At 56.6% G+C, this 19,674-nt stretch carries 16 protein-coding genes; 4 read left to right on the top strand and 12 right to left on the bottom strand.

The genetic code is table 11. The features are described 5' to 3' along the window. Positions 1 to 29: 29 nt before the first annotated feature. From AC3ANU_RS06920 to AC3ANU_RS06895, 6 genes are all read right to left on the bottom strand, one after another. Positions 30 to 1,370, bottom strand: coding sequence for a hypothetical protein (locus tag AC3ANU_RS06920; protein WP_488315723.1), 1,341 nt, complete (start codon positions 1,368 to 1,370; stop codon positions 30 to 32). Between the two features lie 42 nt (positions 1,371 to 1,412). Further along, positions 1,413 to 2,693 (bottom strand): polysaccharide pyruvyl transferase family protein, encoded by a 1,281-nt coding sequence (locus AC3ANU_RS06915; RefSeq protein ID WP_488315722.1) that lies wholly within the window; start codon positions 2,691 to 2,693, stop codon positions 1,413 to 1,415. Positions 2,694 to 2,705: 12 nt separating this feature from the next. Continuing rightward, positions 2,706 to 3,926 (bottom strand): MATE family efflux transporter, encoded by a 1,221-nt coding sequence (locus AC3ANU_RS06910; RefSeq protein WP_488315721.1) that lies wholly within the window; start codon positions 3,924 to 3,926, stop codon positions 2,706 to 2,708. A gap of 30 nt (positions 3,927 to 3,956) precedes the next feature. Next, positions 3,957 to 4,913, bottom strand: coding sequence for a nitroreductase family protein (locus AC3ANU_RS06905; RefSeq protein ID WP_488315720.1), 957 nt, complete (start codon positions 4,911 to 4,913; stop codon positions 3,957 to 3,959). A 131-nt stretch (positions 4,914 to 5,044) separates the two neighbouring features. Then, the gene (locus tag AC3ANU_RS06900; protein ID WP_488315719.1) at positions 5,045 to 6,871 is read right to left on the bottom strand and encodes a WecB/TagA/CpsF family glycosyltransferase; all 1,827 of its coding nucleotides are present in this window, start codon (positions 6,869 to 6,871) and stop codon (positions 5,045 to 5,047) included. Positions 6,872 to 7,276: 405 nt separating this feature from the next. Then, positions 7,277 to 8,677, bottom strand: coding sequence for a tyrosine-protein kinase domain-containing protein (locus tag AC3ANU_RS06895; protein WP_488315718.1), 1,401 nt, complete (start codon positions 8,675 to 8,677; stop codon positions 7,277 to 7,279). Between the two features lie 351 nt (positions 8,678 to 9,028). Here AC3ANU_RS06895 and AC3ANU_RS06890 point away from each other — a divergent pair, with 351 nt between their 5' ends. The 4 genes from AC3ANU_RS06890 to AC3ANU_RS06875 all read left to right on the top strand — a co-directional run bounded on the left by AC3ANU_RS06890 (position 9,029) and on the right by AC3ANU_RS06875 (position 13,790). Continuing rightward, the gene (locus AC3ANU_RS06890; protein ID WP_488315717.1) at positions 9,029 to 10,465 is read left to right on the top strand and encodes a sugar transferase; all 1,437 of its coding nucleotides are present in this window, start codon (positions 9,029 to 9,031) and stop codon (positions 10,463 to 10,465) included. Between the two features lie 20 nt (positions 10,466 to 10,485). Continuing rightward, the gene (locus AC3ANU_RS06885; RefSeq protein WP_488315716.1) at positions 10,486 to 12,312 is read left to right on the top strand and encodes a DUF4012 domain-containing protein; all 1,827 of its coding nucleotides are present in this window, start codon (positions 10,486 to 10,488) and stop codon (positions 12,310 to 12,312) included. A 172-nt stretch (positions 12,313 to 12,484) separates the two neighbouring features. Then, a complete protein-coding gene (locus AC3ANU_RS06880; protein ID WP_134164033.1) occupies positions 12,485 to 13,084 on the top strand; it encodes an LPXTG cell wall anchor domain-containing protein in 600 nt (199 codons plus the stop codon). 295 nt (positions 13,085 to 13,379) lie between these two features. After that, a complete protein-coding gene (locus tag AC3ANU_RS06875; protein WP_488315715.1) occupies positions 13,380 to 13,790 on the top strand; it encodes a VanZ family protein in 411 nt (136 codons plus the stop codon). 10 nt (positions 13,791 to 13,800) lie between these two features. Here AC3ANU_RS06875 and galU read toward each other — a convergent pair whose 3' ends face one another. The 6 genes from galU to AC3ANU_RS06845 form a co-directional block, all read right to left on the bottom strand. After that, positions 13,801 to 14,691, bottom strand: coding sequence for a UTP--glucose-1-phosphate uridylyltransferase GalU (gene galU, locus AC3ANU_RS06870; protein ID WP_224084093.1), 891 nt, complete (start codon positions 14,689 to 14,691; stop codon positions 13,801 to 13,803). A 115-nt stretch (positions 14,692 to 14,806) separates the two neighbouring features. Then, positions 14,807 to 15,760 carry a nucleotidyltransferase family protein gene (locus tag AC3ANU_RS06865; protein WP_488315714.1) on the bottom strand — a complete coding sequence of 318 codons (954 nt, stop codon included), beginning with the start codon at positions 15,758 to 15,760 and terminating at the stop codon, positions 14,807 to 14,809. Continuing rightward, a complete protein-coding gene (locus AC3ANU_RS06860; RefSeq protein WP_488315713.1) occupies positions 15,717 to 17,255 on the bottom strand; it encodes a tyrosine-protein kinase domain-containing protein in 1,539 nt (512 codons plus the stop codon). Before AC3ANU_RS06860 ends, AC3ANU_RS06865 begins: the two co-directional genes overlap by 44 nt. 44 nt (positions 17,256 to 17,299) lie before the next feature. Continuing rightward, a complete protein-coding gene (locus AC3ANU_RS06855) occupies positions 17,300 to 18,520 on the bottom strand; it encodes a hypothetical protein (RefSeq protein ID WP_488315712.1) in 1,221 nt (406 codons plus the stop codon). 4 nt (positions 18,521 to 18,524) lie between these two features. Beyond that, a complete protein-coding gene (locus tag AC3ANU_RS06850; protein WP_043424819.1) occupies positions 18,525 to 18,806 on the bottom strand; it encodes a PqqD family protein in 282 nt (93 codons plus the stop codon). Between the two features lie 2 nt (positions 18,807 to 18,808). Beyond that, positions 18,809 to 19,501 (bottom strand): hypothetical protein, encoded by a 693-nt coding sequence (locus AC3ANU_RS06845; RefSeq protein WP_488315711.1) that lies wholly within the window; start codon positions 19,499 to 19,501, stop codon positions 18,809 to 18,811. Positions 19,502 to 19,674: the final 173 nt, after the last annotated feature.

Below are 19,674 nucleotides of genomic sequence, written 5' to 3'. Positions count from 1 at the left end.
CATCCTTCCACGAGCACAAGCTCGCTAGGTCAAGGAGTCAACAAAACCGGGGGCAGTCCCATATCGCGTTCCGCGCGACTAGCACCTTCCTCCACCAAAACCACCTTCACACTATCAGCCGCCCCGCTTACCAGACCAAGAAAAACGAAATAGAGGGGAGCGCCGCCGGCATCCGAAAGGTAAGGATGTAGAAACATAGCAGGGACCAAGAATACTGTTGTCAAAAACATAGCTGAGGCTAACGCCTGAGGAAGAATATTTCCTTCGATAGGTAGACGTTTACGTATCCAATTCATTCTCACAGTGGCCGCAAGAAGCAGCACAAGGAATGAAAACAGGAGCAAAATACCGCCAGCGAGCAGGAGAGACACATACATGGACTCTGTATATTTGAACGCAGACGTATCAAATTCGCCGAGAGGTCCGTACCCATCCCAAATATTGCCCGTTATTATGGGGCCATAATCCCTCGCCCAAACAGTTAGCCGATAGGCGACGGTCTGCGGAAGCCAAGAGTACTCGGAACTAACAGGCTCGACCTGGTCCTCAAGACGCATCTCAAGCATTCCAGCCAAAGGAGTGGCGAGAACAATGGCCACGGACCCGACAAGCAAAAGTGGAGCGTACTTGTTAATCCGAGATCGCCTGAGGAAAAAGAGTACTCCCAGAACGAAGAGAAAAATTGGGGTGGCGGTCAATGAACACAGAAGTCCGACAACAATCAAGAGAAGTTGAAACATCACGCGGTGGCGCTGACGATCGCTCAGCTGCCCGCGGAAGAGCACGGCGAAACCAATAACCGCCGAAATTGCCAGATACATCCCCAGCGCGTGCCAACTCACGAACGTGCCTGAGGCTCGGTATGTCTTCCAAGGAAGGGGGTGAGCAATCTCGGGATTTCCAGTGATCAAGGTGAGGAATTCCCGAACTGGCCCAATATTGAAGAGCTGCATCACCCCGATTGTGGCAACGCATGCGCCAATTAGTAGCTGCCATCGAATAAAGATGTTGATAGTGCCCGAACGCTGGCCACACGCAAAGGCAATAAAGTACATCAAAAAATACTGAGCCGCCCCAACGACTTCTTTCGGTAGCAAGTCTAATTCAAGCTCAACGCGTTGCGAAAAATTGATCAGAGTGAACAGGGCATGAAGGCAAGCATAAGCGAGCAAAAATAGACCGAGAAGGTCAAAGGCTCGCCTACGCAAGCCCCAACCCAGCAATACGAGAACCAGGCAAACTATGACTAACAAGTCTGAGAGCTTCAGGCCTGGAATAAGAAGCCCTCTCTTGACCCCCGATAATGCAGGAACAAGAATCAAGAGGAAAGCAACTACATTAGCGAATGAATCGCGCTCAACGACCGCCAAGCCACGGTTAGGTCTATACCCCATTTATGGTCCTCATAAGTATCAGACAGCAACGTTGGAGCCGTCACAAAGAGACGGGGATGCAGAGAAATGCCGATAATTCAAACTTGCTAACTCACGAACCGTAGGTAGTGCTAATTCGATCTTACTGCGGAAGTGAACTTCATCACGCAGAACCTCGACAACGACTCGACGAATGTTAGAACCAAAACCCTTTTCGGGAAAGATAAGCAATGGTAGCAAGTCGAACATTTCATAGAGGCCCTCAACCTTACCTTGGGTACCCAGCGTGATCACCGGAGTTTGTCGAGAGAGAGACATGATCGCCAAGTGCATGCGGCCAGTAATGACAATGGTAGCTGAGCCAACAATTTGTCGTATCTGACTTGGTGCCAGCTCACGTTCGACAATGAAATCGACAGGTCTAGCGTGTTCCTGAAAAACTCTGCGGCACTCAGCCAAATCGTCATCCCCAGGTCTAATAACATGGGGAAGATATAGCACAGAGAATCCAAGCTCATGCAATTTTTCAAGGAAAATGGAGTACTCGGCAAGCTGGTCCACTCTCGCACCAATAAGGCCACTAGCATTTACTACTGCGATTGAATTTTCTGACTGCAACTGCGCCTCAATCCATTCCGCGACCTCTGGAGCGTCCTGCAATTGCATAAGGCTGAAAACGCCATCCGCGACTGGGATGACCCCGTTGATGCGGTGCCGCGCAAGTCGCTCGACGGATTTCGGGTCTCGCGCATACAATTTGGTTTCGCCCTGCAATGACCGGAGAGCGGTGACAACAGAGGGCACAGCAGCATCTGACCAGCTAAAACCTAAAACTGAGGAAGGAACCGACCGGGCATTAGCCAACCTAAGCATGCTTATTCGAGCAATAGATTGCGATGCGTTGTAGAGCCCATCCATAACATCAGCCCCGGCAATTGAAAACGACTTGGCTTCCGCCAATAGCGTGACAAATCTTCGCATCTGCCTAATCCGGAACCACGCTGCGGAAGAGACAATACCGGGGAGCACAACAATCGAAACCCTAGACTTGTCGGATTCGCTCACAACTAAGGCACCAGGCTTTTCCAAGACCAAGACAACTCGTCCCGCAACGGATTGCAAATAAGCATCCAACATTGCTTGATCACCTATGTTTCCGCCTCCCGTAGCAGGGAGGTGTAGGTGGTAACTTGTGGCCGCTCTTTTCTTCGGCGCCTTAAAACTAACCAGCGAAATCCGGTCTACGGCAAATTGAGAGTATAGATAGATATAAGAGGCTCGCACCTTCTTGGCAGCAAACCTTAAGAATGTTTTCAACATAAAACCTCGCTTTTATCGAAATCCACCGGGACTTTTGAGAGTCCTTCGCAGCAAAAACCAGTTAGCGCTACCCCGAATAACCTCACCTGTCATCAAACCAAGCTGAGACCCTGAAGCACCTGCAAAGTATGTTCCTGCGATAACAGCAAGAAGAGATGCTGGCGCTGAAATAATCTTCCACAGAAATGTCAGCCTGATCTCGCCAAGTGCCCGAAGCCCGAGGGCGGCCCCACTCGCGACACCTAGCGATGTAACCGCCAAGGCTGCTGGTAAAAAGAGATCCAGCGCCAAGGGGGTTGAGTCCCCTAGTATAATTCGAACCCACGACTCCGGAACGGTATTCACGACGAATACCGCGAAGGCACACATGATGGCCACGCTTGCTGCATAACCTACTGACAGCTTCGCAAGCAAGGATGTGTTCCCTGCAGCAGCCGCGCGTCTTGCCTCGGGCCCAACGGCGACCAAGAGTCCCCGCGTGACCAACAGAATTGGCGTCAACAAGACCTGTACGGAACGAATCGCCGCTGACGCCGCGATCGTTCCTAGGGCGGCAACCGCGAACACTGTACCTTGATTCATGCCGTTAGTGACCAGAAAGTCTCCCGCATAAAATCTTCCATCGCGTCTTTCAGTACGGATCCAGAAACGTCCACCAGCAAGCGTAAAGCGAATTTTTGCTCTAACAAACGCCAAGAGAGCTGTAATCCAGGAGCCAACACTCCAAACGGTCATGATCATGGGGAGGCTGGACGAAAGTGCTGGGTGGAGAGTTGGAATCATAAGAAAAACGAATAGCAGTTCGAGAAAGAAGGCCATCCCGCCCCGACGTTCAATCGTCAAAACTACGCGTACGTGCTCCCTTACGAGTAGCGGGACTATGGCACTAGCAAGTATCATGTAGGATTCCCAGCCCGGCATCTGAAAAATCATCGGACCTGCGCAAATAACGGTCAGGCAGAGGCCCATCAGGATGACGGCTGAGGTTGATGCGTGAACCGCTCCTTGGAGTTCGGCTTTTAGGATTGCTGAGTATTTATAAACAAGGAGTTCAGAACTATAAGCTCTTACAAGGCCAGAAACTATCGTATATATGGCAAAGAGTATTGCGAACTGCCCAAATGAGACTACGTCCAAGCCACGCGCCGCCGCCACAGATACAATGAGGCTGGATGCACTTGCAACAACCTGCGCAAGTGCCGGAAGCCCGACCGCTAGAATCTTTCTACGCACGCGCGGTCATTCGCCCATCGGTATTCTCCATCAATGATGCCGCGCAATTTCCGTCACCGGCCGTCTGACGGAGCGGGCTATTCTGTAACCACCGTCAGTAGGATACCCAAATGCGACTAAGCAGATTATGTCCTCGCTCGCAGGGATATTTCCATCTTTGCGAAGGTTACTTGAAGCCTTATTGGTCATTGACCAATTCAACATGCAACTATGCACGCCCATTCCGTGCAACGCCCAAACGAAGGACATGGCGAACAAACCGCCGTCTATCCATCGCTGGTTTCGTTCACCAGGGCCAGCAAACAATCCGCATTCAACGGATACAACGGCAAGATTGCTAACATCCGCACCAAAACCGGAATTTCCATTTTGGTGCCTCAACAACTCACTCACCTGCTGCTGACCTTGGTATATATGAAGTCGAGCCGATTGCCTATTACATACGGATGGCGTGTTTGACGCCAGCTCGATCGCTAAATCAATGTCGGATTTATCAACTAACCTAAGCGGGTCATAGTTCCTCAGGCTCCGGCGTGACGCGAAGAAGCTCCTAAGATCCGCAATATCTTGTGCGCGAAGCTCCTCACCTTGCGGAGCGATTTCCTTCTCGACAACCCCCTCTGCATTCCAGTGATCGAGCGCTTCGAGCGCGGTCTGCGCTTCATCTCTGATGCGAGGGCTAGGAGAGGAAGACTTAGACGAGATCTCCAGAAGTTCTGTTAGCCGAGCTCCGACCGCTAGACCAAAAGGTCGTCTCGGAGCGCCTAGGGCGAGACCCTTTTCTATACGATGCGCATCCTTTGTAAGTTGCGCTTCAATGTTGACCGCCGACAGCCGAGTGCTCAGTCCGTTGTCCGGTGGTCCAGCAAACCTGGCAAACCTCCACGCATCGATACCAGCTTCTTTCCCAAGTATCACTTTTGCCCTACTGCGCGCTAGAAACCTGAAGGTGCTTACGGGCAGCATTTTCTTGATTAGACTCTTCACTCGCGTTCCTAGGTCCTCGGGTTTGTAGATGGTCTTGGATTGATTACGTATGACAGCATTCGCTTGACACTTGGCCACCCGCTTCATTGGTTCCTTGGCGCGGCCTATCGGCGATCAGGTACTTGCGCTGCTCATCGCTTCTGCCGCTCGCGAAGCATAGCGGCGTAGGCAGGAATGCATTGCACAACGTATCGCTTCCAGAGATGTTTGGGATCTTGAATTAATCGGAATATCCACTCTAAATTCAGCCGCTGCACAACTTGAGGCGCGCGTTTCCGATGCCCGACCAACATATCCAGTCCACCGCCCACACCGACAATAAATGCCAAGGCGCCTTCATCTATCAGTGCCTTGGCAAAAAGATCTCCAAAGGGCGGAGTGACAGCCAACAGTATAAAATTGCAACCGAGCGTATTAACTTGGTTTGCGATTTCAGAAGGTGACCATTCTTCTTTTCTTCCGTGTTCGCGGAACGACAGCTGGGCGCCGGCGGAGTTCAACACGGTTTCAAAGGTCTTTCCCGCGCTCTCCGTTCCGCCAATAAGGGCAACTTTGCAGCCACTAAGTCTTGGATCTGCTACGAGGGCTTGCAGGAATCCCGAACCGGTAACGCGGCTTACGGACTTTCCGCTGAGGGCTCGGATTTGACTGACGATAGGCCAACCATCTGCGGTGATAATGTCCGCGTGCATGATTGATTGTGCAAAATCCGGCAAGGTCGAGGCAAGGTACGAGTGATGGAGGTTTACAGTTTGAACCCTTTTCGGACTCTCTGCACTAAAGGCCAGGTCTAGGAGCTCATGTTCAGTTGACACAACTCGTCGTTCAATAGCTGCCCAGATGTCGTGGGGAACGAGCGCGTCGCGGGTGTCTCGGGACGCTACTTGGTCAATTCGCTCTTTAAGGAGAGAATCCGGTTTTACAACTTCCTCGGCGTCACCAGTCTCATTTGCCACGTCAGTCCCATTAAAGTAGCTGATTATTTCCGCTACAACCGCTTCAGTGTCGTTAGCAACTATTGCTTGGCGGCCTTGGAGGCTGGCATCCGAGATAAGGCTTGCCGGAGCTATCACTTTCTTGCCGTAATCGAGAGCTTCGAGCATCTTCACGCTTACTCCCGTAACCTCACCTGTGCGGGGGATGGCCGCAACGTCTATTTGAGAATAGAAGCTGTCGACGGAGTCAGTAATGCCAAGAGTCTGCACGTGCGCCAGCGATGCATACTGTTCCGAACCTCGGCCTGCCAGGACAACGTTGATCGGCTCTTGTGAGCGAGCATTCACTCGTGGCAGAACTTCATGTACGAGGTTCTCTACAGCCACACGATTTGGAGGCCACGACATTTTACCGATGAACCCAACGCTTCGTCTCTGCCTCTCACCGGCAGCGCTGGATCCGCTGATCAAACGGATGGGCTGGGCAAAAACTCCGGTATTACGAAGTCTTACTGCATCGCTCGCAGAAAGCGTTAGGACATCAGTGGCGTGACCAAGAAGCTGTCGCTCCCTTTTCTTCATCTTTGAAGAGTTTTTCATGATGCGGAAAATCATCGGATCATAGTTCTCCGCCAAAACCCAATCCACATTGTGGGCGACATGGACGTCAGGACGGATCTTTGCGGCTTCACACAGTAGTAGTGCCGGCCACTGGCTTGTGACAATGACATCGAAATTCGAGGCAATCTGCCCTAGCTCACTCACTTTTCGCGGCCAGTTGCCGTGGAATTTAAACTTAGCCTCCTGGTAAGGCTCACCCTTGAAAAGCATTCGAGTTAAGGTTTTTACTTGCGCGGAACGGTCGCCGGATACCTCCAACGGGACCTCGTTTGGACCCACTCGCGCGGCAACGGTTAGCACTTGTAGGCCCGGCATCAACTGATCGCCCAAGCTGGCCAACAACTTTCGATCGACCCAGCTTGCACCGCCTAAGCTTGAGTCTTCGGGATCGTAAGTAGTCACGAAGAGGACTGTGGGATTTGACGCCAATTTTGTTCCTTCCATCCCGCCCACCTCAAATCATGAATCTTGTAGGTGTCTGCGGCGGTTTATTATTCACGAGGCGGCAGGCGAGGGGAACCCGTGAACTTCTCCAGATTACGGTCCAAGCGCTATTCCGCAAGTATTTTATATCTCAATGCAATCCAGGCATTGGAGTCGAACCTTAGGAATGCGTCCTGTCAGACTATTGGGCACGAGATCAATATATTTCGTAATAAGACCGGAGGGATATCATTGCAGTACATTTTGGAAAAACGATTTTTGCCCTTTTATCGTTTTAGGATCTGATAATCCCCAATCTCCATGCGCATTCAACTGAGTGGAGAATGCTCGTCACTTTGTTGAATTGTGACGTTGCTTTGGCAGTTACAGGCTGCGGCTTCTCACAGGGAAAGTTCCCTTCGGCCGCATCTGCTGTTCTCCACTACTGTAGTAGGTATATTCGTAGGCATCGGGGCCCTTAGTCGGAAGTCTGTTTAGGACCACTCCGAGCAGGCTCGCTCCAACTAGCTCCAACGCTGTAAGCGCCCTCTCAACGTCCTGCCCCTTCGTGCGCATCGCTGATACAACAAGCACTACTCCCCCCACATGTTGAGACAGAACAGCGGCATCAGTGACGGGAAGAAGTGGAGGCGCATCAATGACAAGGCAGTCGAACATTGCCTCCAGTCGCCCGACCAGGCTTTTCATCTCTGGAGAACCCAGCATCTCACTCGGATTCGGTGGAATTTGGCCTGAAGTCAGAACGTAGAGATCGTTTTGGCCCCAAGGTTGGATGAGATCTTCGACGTCGAACTCGCCCACGAGTGCTGTTGTCAGGCCCGCGTTTCTGTCCAAACCTAGGTATTCGCTAACCATGGGGCGACGGAGATCAGCGTCGACAAGACACACTCGCTGCCCTGCTTCCGCTAAAGCAATGGCTAGGTTGGTAGCCGTTGTACTTTTACCTTCACCCGGTAAGGAGGACGTCACAACAAACGAGTTGGCACGGTTGGAAACGTTGGCGAATTGAAGGTTCGTTCTCAGCTGACGGAAAGATTCTGCCCTAGGACTCTGCCCGTGTACCTGGGTCAACAAAGGCTTTTTTTGAGCATCGACGTCAAAGGCGATCCCGCCAAGTATCGCGCTGTCTGTAATCCTACGAAGGTCTGCTTCTCCTCGGACTTTCCTATCCATGGTATTCCGGATCACGGCTGCGCCCACTCCCAACATCAACCCCATGAAGGCACCAATGGCAAGGTTTAAGCGAGTATTCGGACTCGACGGAGCAGGAGGAGCCGTGGCCGGCTTTATAACGGAAAGCCTAACCACCGAATTTGCGGTGGGAGTCGGTCTCTCTAGTTGGTCCACTGTAGAGATCAAGCTAGTCGCCACGGCCTGAGCGAGCGCCGCCGCTTGTACGGGAGACTCATCGCTTACCGAAATGTTTATGAGAACCGTGTTCGGGTCTGCAGTAGCCTTCACCCTGTCTTGAATTGACATAGGGGTGACCCCGAGTCCGAGCTTGTCTATTGCAGGCTGCAGAACGGCGGGCGATGAAACAGTGGTGACATAGGACTGAATCCGAGCCTGGCTAAATGTGTTCCCTTGTTGCAGTTCCTGAATAGTCCCTGAACCTTGGATTGCAACGAAAAGCTGTGTCTGGGCTGTATACGTTGGCCGGATAAGCAGAGAAGCACCTCCGCCGATCAGCAACCCAACGAGAATGCCCGCAGCTACTAGAATCCAGTTACGACGAAGAATGAGCAGGTAGTCGCGTAGATCCAAACCGGGTCCCCTATTTTAAATGCGGTGATGCCTGAAACGCTACTGCAACGCGGCATGCAAATGGTTGACTCAGTGTACCTCCCCGGGAAGAGATGCTCGTCCCGGCTCTACTTCATGGAGTGGCTGATGCGCCAAAGTGACTCGTTGAGTCATCCTTCTGTTCAAGGACTACACATTGGTCACGATCTAGTCTCAGGTTTGCTTCACTAACTCGAATGTGCTGCTGGATGGCCGCGTCCTCTTAGCAAATTTCGCAGAGATGGCGGACTGAGACTTGTACGTGTCCAACTCGGCTAACATCAGTAGCCGGGGTAGGTTCGGCTACTCCCACAGCGGGATTGGGGGGCCACATTGGGTCAAGCAGACGACTGGAAAGTGCGTACTTCGCGTACTCTGCGGATAGTTGATGCTTTTGTAGTTTTGTGGGCAGTAGCTGGGGCCTATGCCATTCGTTTTGGCCCAGACGCCGAACTGATCAAGTCCGAACACGATCTCTCATACGCGTGGCTGTCGATAGTCCTCGTCATCTCTTGGTGGCTGATGCTCGGTGCTTGGAACTCAAGACAAAGCCGGATCCTGGGATCAGGGCCTGATGAATATAAGCGCGTAGTTGCAGCTTCCCTTTGGATGTTTGGTCTTATCGCCATCATCTCGTACGTATTTCGCATAGACACAGCACGTGGATACGTGGGCATTGCCCTGCCAGCTGGCCTCTGTGGTCTGCTTCTAGCACGCTGGCTCTTGAGGCAGCACCTGAACGTGCATCGCGAAAAAGGTCAGCATATGTCTCGGCTCATGCTAGTAGGGGGTCCAGGCGCTGTGGCTCATCTTCATTCGTCGCTAGTAAAGGCAAAGCATGCCGGCTACGAACCTGTCGCTGCATACACTCCAGGACACGTGGGCACTTCTCCAGAGTTGGCCGCTACTGGACTGCCAATAGCAGGCCATGAACCCATGGCCCATGGCATTCTTTCCGCTATCGAAAAGTGCCAAGCAGATGCCGTTGCCATTTCCGCCGGCGTCCAGCTTCATCCCCAGGTATTACGCCATTTAGGGTGGGAGCTTGCAAGCCGCAACGTCGGCTTGATCATGGCCCCCGCACTTACAGACATCGCCGGGCCTCGCATACATACGCAGCAGGTGGCGGGACTCCCACTTATCCACGTAACCACGCCTAGCCTTGAGGCAGGTCAGCGCGTTGCAAAGAGACTCTTCGACATAGCTGTCGCAGCCGCGGGCATTACTGTGGCATCTCCTCTCCTCTTGCTTATCGCACTCCTAGTCAAGCTGGACAGTAGAGGTCCCGTCCTGTTTCGTCAGGAGCGCGTTGGTATCGGGGGTCAAAGATTTAATATGTTGAAGTACCGATCCATGGTTCCGGACGCGGAAGCTAGGCTCTCCGAACTCATGCATAAGAACGAGGGACACGGAGTTCTTTTCAAAGTCAAAAGCGATCCCCGCGTCACGCGGGCAGGGAAATTTCTGCGTCGATATAGCCTCGACGAACTACCACAGCTCTTCAACGTTCTAGCAGGAACGATGAGCCTTGTTGGCCCCCGGCCCCCGCTCCCTCGCGAGGTGGAGGCGTATGAACAGGATGTGCGCAGGCGGCTGCTGGTCAAACCGGGACTAACCGGCCTGTGGCAAGTGAGCGGCCGTTCGAACCTCTCCTGGCAGGATTCAGTCCGCCTAGATCTTTACTACGTTGAAAACTGGTCATTGGCAGGCGATCTCGTGATCTTGCTCCGCACGGTGCGCGCTGTCTTCGGAAGCACAGGAGCGTATTAGTGGTTAGTCGCAGCCGGAATATGTCTGAAAGCACCACTGCGCCCAGACACAGCATTCTTCTCAAGTTCATTCTTCCTTTCGCGATGTTGCTAATTCTCAGTGTCGCGGCCGCCGCTTGGTTGGCGGTGAAAGCTTCAACAATCAAAAATGAACTATCCACCGCAGCCGAACTCATTCCACAAGTCCAAGAAAGTCTCCTCAACGAGCGGGCGGATGAGGCAAAATCAGCTGTTGCCGAACTCAAATCGCACACTGAGGCAGCGCGCGAGGCCGCCGGAGATCCTCTTTGGACACTTGCATCGGCGAGTCCATGGCTAGGGGAGAACTTTGCAGCCGTTTCCGAAGTGGCCCGCACAGCCGACGATGTTGCCGATCTAGGTGTGGATCCATTGGTCGAGAGCTACGAGTCCTTAAATTGGAAAAAGCTCCTACCTGGGAAAAGCGGTATAGATCTAAAGCCACTCCAACAAGTTTCGCCTGCCGTCAACGGGGCGGCACAAGCAGTAAGGGGCTCTGCGGAACGGTTAGCTGCCCTCCGCTCAGACAACTTAGTGCCGCAAATCCAAGAACCTCTCAACCAAATGCGTCAGCAATTGGCCTCGGCGACTTCTCTATTGGACACTGCTGCGGACGCAGCCGGACTTGCCCCAGGGATGTTGGGGGTTGAGCAGCCCCGCCACTACCTGCTACTAGTTCAAAACAATGCGGAGATTCGCGCTACTGGTGGAATTCCCGGGGCAATTGCCGTGCTCACTCTCGAAAATGGGTCATTATCCCTTGGTTCTCAAACCAGCGCAGTGGAAATAGGACCGGCAGCACCGCCCGTTCCCCTCGACCAACAGCAGCAGCAGATCTATACATCGAGACTTGGCAAGTACATGCAGGACGTGAACTTGACGCCCGACTTCCCCACAGCTGCGTCTACTGCCCGAACCTTGTGGGAAAACAAGACTGGGCAGTCCGTTGATGGTGTCGTCGCGATAGACCCCGTTGTTCTAAGCTACATACTTCAATCCACGGGTCCCGTTGCCATCAGTGGCCCGGAACTGGCGGCAGTCAAGGCTGCCGGACTGCCCACCGAACTGTCCGGTGATAACGTCGTACACACGCTCCTCTCCGATGTCTACGCGAGAATCCAACAACCCAAATTACAAGACGGGTATTTCGCTAGTGTGGCGCGAGAGGTATTTTCCACCCTATCCAGTGGTGCCGCCGACGCAAAGGGGCTTATCGCAGGCATTAGCCGGGGCGTGGAGGAGGGACGGCTCCTAATATGGTCTGCCTCCCTTCCTGAGCAGAACTTGATCTCAAAGTACGCGCTGAGCGGGTCCATATCCGGCCCAAGTGTGTCCCCGGCCCAATTCGGTGTGTATTTCAACGACGGCACGGGCGCCAAGATGGATTACTACGTCAAGCGCACGGTCCAGCTCGTCAAGGAGTGCCCGGCAAACGGCTACGAGCAAACGACTGTTCGCGTCACCAGTACTAATACGGCGCCAGCGGATGCTGCCACTTCCCTGCCGGCGTATGTCACAGGTGGCGGAGTTTTCGGGGTAGCACCCGGATCCGTTCAAACCAATATCGCCGCTTATGGTCCCGCTCAGTCGAACGTCGAATCAGCAACAGTCGGCGGACAAAAGACGCCATTCGCCCCTTACTTACACGGGAGCAGGCCCGTAGGGGTCGTCGCTCAGCAACTTGCGCCAGGGGAAAGCAAGACAGTCGAGTTCACGTTTGGGAAAATTGTCCAGCATACCGAACCTAACTTGGTTGTCACGCCCACCATCCAGCCTGTAAAGGACGTCATCCTCCCAACGAAAAATGTGTCTTGCGATCAAGCTCAGTGACGGTTGCGTTAACACTATGTAAACCGACTTGATTGAGCTTGGTGACAGGCGGTTGAGGATGGTACCGTCTTTCTTGGGATATCTATCCGTAGTTCTGCACACGGTCTCGTGCAGAGGGGACCTTTCCCCTAAATCGGGTATCAAAAACTTAAACGTCTCCGGGGGGACACTCATGAAGAAGACTTTCGCTGCACTCGCACTTGCAGGATCCATCGCACTCATTGGCTCGGCTCCTGCCATGGCCGCCACCTACCCTGCTCTTCCGCCGCAGGCAGCCGTTTCTGACGGTGTTGTTGGCCCGGGCGAATCCTTCGTCTTCCGCGGACAGGGCTTCCGTGCCGGAGAACCGCTGATCATCCGCGTGACGCCGGGCCAGGCTCCCGCTTCCAATGGCGCCGGCGTTGGTAACCGTGCGGTTGCTGCCCGCATCGCCGTTGCCACCGAGGCTCAGAACCTGTCCGCTACTGCAGACGCCCAGGGCGCTGTCGCACTCCCGATCGCCATCAGCGAGGCCGGGACCTACTCCATCACCGCTACCGGCACCCAGTCCGGTGTCACCGTCGGCCCGGTCACGGTGACCGTGGCAGCTTCGCTGGCCAACACCGGTGGCAACGCTGCCGGTGCTCCGCTGGCCAACACGGGCGGCCTTGCAAACACCGGTGCCGACTCCGGCCTTGTTCTCTGGACCCTGGTTGGCGCAGGCGCACTTGCCGCCGGCGCAACCTCGGTAGTGGTGGTTCGCCGCCGCGCCAAGGCCGAGGCTGCCGCCTAACCCGCAACGCTTTCCAGCACCAGCGAAAGGTGGGTGCTTCTCCGATTTCGGAGAAGCACCCACCTTTTGCTTTGTATGGTATTTATTTGAACTATGGGGAGACACTGGCGCAGAGCACCACGAGAGTACGACTTTTCCATCCCGCTCCCCCGGCCCGAGGTGCTGCACTACATGCTTCTTACGCTCCTGACTGCAGCAGCCGTTGGGACGGCCGTGTTCGCCCTTTTACGGTCCTCCTGAGGTCCGCTTGAAGTTCCTTCGCAACTATCGCCTCTGGCGCAGAGTTCTGGCAGGTATGCTCATTCCGCTGGCGCTGGTTGCCTTCTGGCCGTCACCCGTAGATAAGCCTGTTTCCGGAGAGCTCAGCGCGGTCCTGCATTTCCTTCACATTCATGGCGTTCCTAGCTGGTTCAATTACACATTTGTCGAAGCCGCCGCCAACGTTGTCCTATTTGCGCCAGTCGGTTTTGTGAGTCGGTTGGCATTTCCAGAAAAGCACTGGTGGCAGATTGGAGCATTTGGATTGCTGGTTTCCAGCTGCATCGAGCTGGGACAGCTCCTGTTTCTTCACGACCGCTTTGCAAGTCCGTCAGACATCGTGACAAACACGTCAGGTGCCGTCATAGGAGGCCTCCTGGCAGCCTTGGGAACCCAAACGCAATGGAGGCCCGATACCTTCCGGCAACGGGCCTCCAAGAAGCAGTAGGGCGGCACGACTAGCCGACGAAGTTCTTCATCCAAGTCTTCAGGTCCTCGCCGAACTCCACGCGCTCAGACGCGAGAGTGATAACGGCCTTGAGGTAGCTCAGCTTGTCGCCAGTGTCATAACGGCGGCCCTTGAAGACCACGCCGTAAACGCCGGAGCCGTCGCCTTCGCCGGCAGCCAGGGTCTGCAGGGCGTCCGTCAGCTGGATCTCGTTGCCGCGGCCCGGCTCCGTGTTCTCCAGGACGCCGAATACCGAGTGGTGCAGCACGTACCGGCCGATCACTGCCAGGTTGGATGGAGCCTCGCCGACGGCGGGCTTCTCCACCAGGCTGTTAACGCGGACGTAGTCTTCGCCGTCCACGGCGGTGATGTCTGCGCAACCGTAGGCACTGATCTGCGACGGATCAACCTCGATGAGCGCGATCACCGAACCGCCAGTCTTCTGCTGCACCTCCATCATGGTGCTCAGCAGGGTCTCTGCCTCGTCGATGAGGTCGTCACCCAGCAGGACGGCGAACGGCTCGTCACCCACGTGCTGCTGGGCGCACAGGACCGCGTGGCCCAGGCCCTTGGCCTCACCCTGGCGGACGTAGTGGATGGGACCCAGGTTGGAGGCGTACTCCACCAGACCCAGCTTGTCCTTGTCCCCCTTGGCCTCAAGGGCAGCCTCCAAACCGGGCTCGCGGTCGAAGTGGTCCTCCAGGGCGCGCTTGTTGCGGCCCGTGATCATCAGCAGGTCCGTGAGGCCTGCGTCAATGGCTTCCTCCACCACATACTGGATGGCCGGGCGGTCAACCACCGGCAGCATTTCCTTCGGCATTGCCTTGGTGGCGGGCAGGAAGCGTGTCCCCAATCCGGCAGCAGGAATGACGGCTTTGGTTATTGCTTTCCCCTTAGTCATAGCTGAACCTTAACAAATTTGGTGTGTTAATCGGCAATCGGATGCGGAAATAGGAAGGCCCAGACAGCAGCCAAGCAGGGCTATTTGCTCCACCCTTCACCCACCCGCGGTGACGTCATGGGAGATGACGAAGGTCACGGAGGAGGCTTGGGATATCGCGAAAGAACCGGACCCACCTGCCCCGATGCTGATTCAACCGACCCAGTACCGACAGGTCAGCATAGATGTTTCCCGTCAGGAAAACTTCGGTACGCGGAAAGACCGCGCGCCACAGCATTTTTGGCTTGTCCCTCCACGAGGCCTGGACAATGGCAATGATCCGAGCGCTCCCGGGCGCCTGCGCCGCGACGCGGTTGCGCCACTCTTGGGAGGGTTCCGGCCAAGCAGGTGATATTGATTCGGGAAGAAGAGTTTCAAGGAAGGGCCGGACTGCGGCCAGGGCGCCCGTGGCCCGGGCGAGCTCCAAGAGCGCCTCCGCCTGGGATTCCCGCTGAATGACGCCTGCCACATACTGAAGCTCCTGCCGACAGGCGGGCAGCTCGGGCGACCGCAAGGCGTGCAGCGCCAGAAACAAGGCCCCAAGAATTTTCGTCGGGGCTTTCAGTCGCTGTCCTGCCAGTTCCATGTGCACAGTGTGCCCCCACAGAATCTCGAAGCAGCTGCTGGCTGGTTCTTCCATCCCTGGAAAGCGGAAATGGACGTCAATGCAACACGGCCACTCTGGGTGATCCAGGGTCACCGAGTGTTTGGGAAAGGTAATGTTGTCCCGATCCGACGGACGCTCGCGCCAGCCTCGGCTCCGCAGAGCCTGTATTAGAGGGTCGAGGTCCGAGGGTACAACGAAGACGTCCACGTCTGCCGATATTTTCGCTTGACGCAGCCCCTGGAGGACGCTGGCGGGCCCCTTGATAAAGAAGACCCGTATATCCAAACTGTCCGCCACGCGCGACACCAGGGCATGGCCGAGGAGTACGCCCTCCGGGATCCTGAGTTGGGTTTCCTGGCCAGCGAACGACACGGGACGCCTAGATCCTGGCCCTGCGGCCGCCGGGGACAACTTCCAGTACATCGAAGGTATCTGCGTTCTGACAGTCGTCGATGGGCTCAGATTCCGCAAAGGACGGAGCTGGTGCCGATGAATATGTTCCGTAGTAGGAGTAGGCGTCCCTTCCTTTGATGGGAACGTAGTTGAGAACGGCTCCCAGGACCCGCCCCTTGACCTTCTCAAGGTTCCCCAGGGACTGGTCCAACTGCTCTTGGGTGGTCCTGCCGGTCCGAATCACCACAATGGCGCCGTCCGCGGCGCGTGAGAGGACGGCTGCATCCGTCACCGGAAGAAGCGGCGGTGCATCGATCATGACAACAGCATCCTTGGCCAGGGTATTGAGCATGTTCTTCATGGCCCGCGAGCCCAGCAGCTCGCTGGGATTCGGCGGGATGCGGCCTGATCCCAGGACTGAGAGGTTGGGCAACGCACCCCAGGGCTGGAGGACATCGGCGAGCTGGGCGGTGCCCGTGAGCACATCGGTTACCCCCACTCCGGGAACAAGATTGAAGACGTCCACCAGCGTGGGCCGGCGGAGGTCGCCGTCGACCACTACTACGTTTTCACCTGCTGCCGCCATGGTGACCGCCAGGTTGGCCGTCACCGTGGACTTGCCCTCCGCCTGAAGAGAGCTGGTGACCACGATGATCCGTGGGGGCTGGTCCACGTCCAGGAAACTGAGGTTGGTGCGCAGCTCGCGGAGAGCCTCGGCCATGGCGCCGCCGGCGTCATGGAGCTGCGCGGCGGTGCCGGCGTCCACGATGGTGCTCTTCCCATCCAAGCGGTGGTCCACAGGGAGCGTGCCAATCACAGGAACGCCGAACAACCGTTCAATGTCCGCAGCCTTCTGGATGCGCCGGTCCAGGTGCCGGCGTATCAGCGCATACGCCACGCCGAGGGCCAGCCCGACGAGGGTGCCGAGGGCCAGGTCGAGCTTGGTGTTGGGTGACGTGGGGCTGGTGGGGAGCACGGCTTTGCCCAGCGGGAGAACACGGACAGCTGTCTCGGCACTCGGGGACGACCCGGCTGCGTCGGCGGAGGGTGCCGTCTCGATGGCCTGCACCTGGGCGGCGAGGCCGTTGACCCAGGCATCGGCCACCCGCTGCGCAGTTGCGGGATCCGTGGACTGTGCGGTGACCCTGATCTCGGCCGTATCCAGCGGTACCTTGACGCTGATGCTGCCAAGGAGGGCGTCGGCAGTTGTCTTCAGGTCCAGGGCCTGGATGACCCGGTCCGCGACGAGCCGCGATTTTGCCACGGATTCGTAATTCTTGACCTTGGCCTTGGCCAAGCTGTCGCCGGCCAGTGCCAGGCTCACGTTGTCCGAGCCGGGGGTGACCACTATGCCGCTGGAATCAGAGGAGTAGATCTTTGGCTGCAGGATGGTCCATCCGGCAGCTGCCACGGTGGCCAGCAGGGTGAAGGCGACAATGGCCTTCCAGTACACCCTCAGGACGTTCAGGTAGTCCGCCAGGTCCAGGCCCGGAGAGGCCTCCGGGGGCGTGGTTGTTGTGCTCATGATGATTCCTCAGATTCAGGTCTTGTACGCGCCTTGCAGGCGGTCTATTTTTCGCCGCGTTCCAATACCGACTTGGCGATGAGGTGTTCTACGGCTGTTGCGACGGCGGCCCGGTAACCTTCGGGTTCGCCGTGCACCTTTCCTACGTGGTCCATCACGTCGTCCAGCTCTACCGGCCCAGCACAGGCATCCCAGACCGCGGGTCCGATACCGGTCAGGCTCACTATTTCGTTGTCCAGCATGAGCAGCAGCTCGGCGCCGATTTTCACAGCGTCTTTTGGGGTCCTGCGTCTGATCCTGCCGGCCGGGATGGGTGTCTGGTGGGCAACTTCTTCTGCGGCGGGTTCCCATTCCGACGCCGACGTTGCCTGCAGCCGGAACAGAGGCTCCAAAACGGCGGGCAGGTCCGCTGCCTCCGCATAGGTCACCTGCCACACTCCCCCCACACTCTCGATGATGCGGCACAGCGACTGCAGCGGATCCACGAATTCTGCCTGCGATGACGATTCAGGGATCAGCGCGAGAAGGGCGCTTGCCAGTGGCACCCGTTCCAGCGCTGGAGCCACCGGAATCGCCCCCTGGACGCGGTTCAAGAGCACGATGGACTGGATGAAGGGCATGACCGGGGCCGGCTGCAAACCAAACTCGTCCGGCCCTACCTGGCGCTTGGGTGCAGAGGCCTCCTGCTTGACCGATAGCGGCTTGGCGTAGGGAACCACGGAGCCGTCCCAGGCGACGGCCACTGTCTCATCCGTGACGTAGCCATAGATCCGGCCCAGAACGGAAGCTGCAGTGGTCTTCCCTGTCCCGGATTTGGCCACCAGCGCCACCACGGCCCCCGTGCCCGGATCGGCAACCCCGCAGGCGTGGAGCATGGTCAGTTCACCGGCATTGGCCAAAATCGCAGACACCGTGAGCCGTGACGTGAGGTTCTCAGCAAGCTCCTCAAAGGACGCGGTTCCAATATGGAAGGTGCCGTCCCCGAACTTCATGGAGGCGCAGGTGACTGAGGCCGTGAACTGACTAACTCCGGTGGGTTCCATTGGCTCCGGCGGCAGCAGGGGCTCAGGGCTGCTGCTGATGCACCGCGCCCAGGCCAAGCTCATTGTTGCCCGCTGCTGCCACGTGACCGCAGGGCCCCAGCGGACCACAAACCGCTGCCCCAAGACCTTCAGGCACAGCAGGTCCCCGCCTCTTGCCAACTCCTCGAACAGGCGCTGCTGCCACGCCGACTGTGCGCTCCCCGAGAGCCCCGCGGACGTCATGCCGTTAGTGGGAAACGCCGCGGGCAGCCTCGATCAGGCGCTGGGCTTCAAGGCTTGCCAGGAAGCCCTCCACCTGCGCCTGCATCTGTCCTGACTGGTCCTCGAAGGTGGCCTCCAGCTCAGCGAAGATGTCCTGCTCGCTGCGCTGGCCATCGATGAGGTCCCAGATGACCGCGGCCGGACCCTCCAACACCACCGGCTGGGTTGCGTCGAGATGCAGCAGGGCGACGCGGGCCCGGGGTTCTGTACAAACCTCTGCGACCAGGCCGCCGCGTTTCCAGACCATGATCAGTAGTTGACGGCCAAGGCGCCGGTCAGGATGCGGCTGGTGCCATCCGGAAGCCGGAGCGTGATGGTCAACGTGTAGTTGTAGGTTGTCTTGCTGGGGGAGGCCCCGCTCAGACGCTGGTACTGGAAGGACATAGGGAAGCTAAGGGTCTGACCGGCAGTGAGGCCACCTGAGTGAGTGAAACTGGCGTTGTATTCGAAAGTGTTTGAATAGGCCGGGGTTGCCGGGGTCAGTGTCGCCCCTGTAATTGCCTGGACACCAGCACCGGCGGTCACTGTTCCTGACGGCTTGATATTCACGGTGCCGCTGATAATCCCTGTAAAAGCGGCACCGCTGTTGGTGATCTGGAAAGCGGTGGGCCCGGTGCCCGTGTGGTTGGTGCCCGAACCCGTACCTGTTGAGCTAACAAACGAAATACTCGAAACAGGGTTGACCAGGTTGGCGGTAGCCGAAATGCCGGACGCCGCAGCAGCCGGAGCCGCGATGGCCGTGGCGATAACCGGCAGCGACCAGGCAACGCCCGCGACTACCCTGCGACGGCTGAAACCGTTCTCTTCCTTACCATCGAGATCAGCGTTCAAAACCTCAGACAATTGTGCCCCCAGAATGAGTTTCCAGATGGGGCTGCCTACTTGAGACCGGCAGCGCGCATCAACCGGATTTTGTCCGGCTGCGCCTACTCTTGCGAACACGAATTAATATTTCTGCAATTGCCTTGCAAGGTTCAATCAAGAATTCTGCAAGCCTCTTGATCATCCCCACGGACTCCCCCAACCGCAGCACCCAGCAGCCGCTGGGCACCGCATCGATCCGGGTAGGACAGCAGCGGGGCGATCCGCTGCTGCCCGGGAGCGCACGTGGCGGG

The organism is Arthrobacter sp. SDR-2R (genome assembly GCF_057747955.1).
Note: the sequence above shows the minus strand (reverse complement) of the source record. Positions and strands in the feature narration are given on the sequence as shown.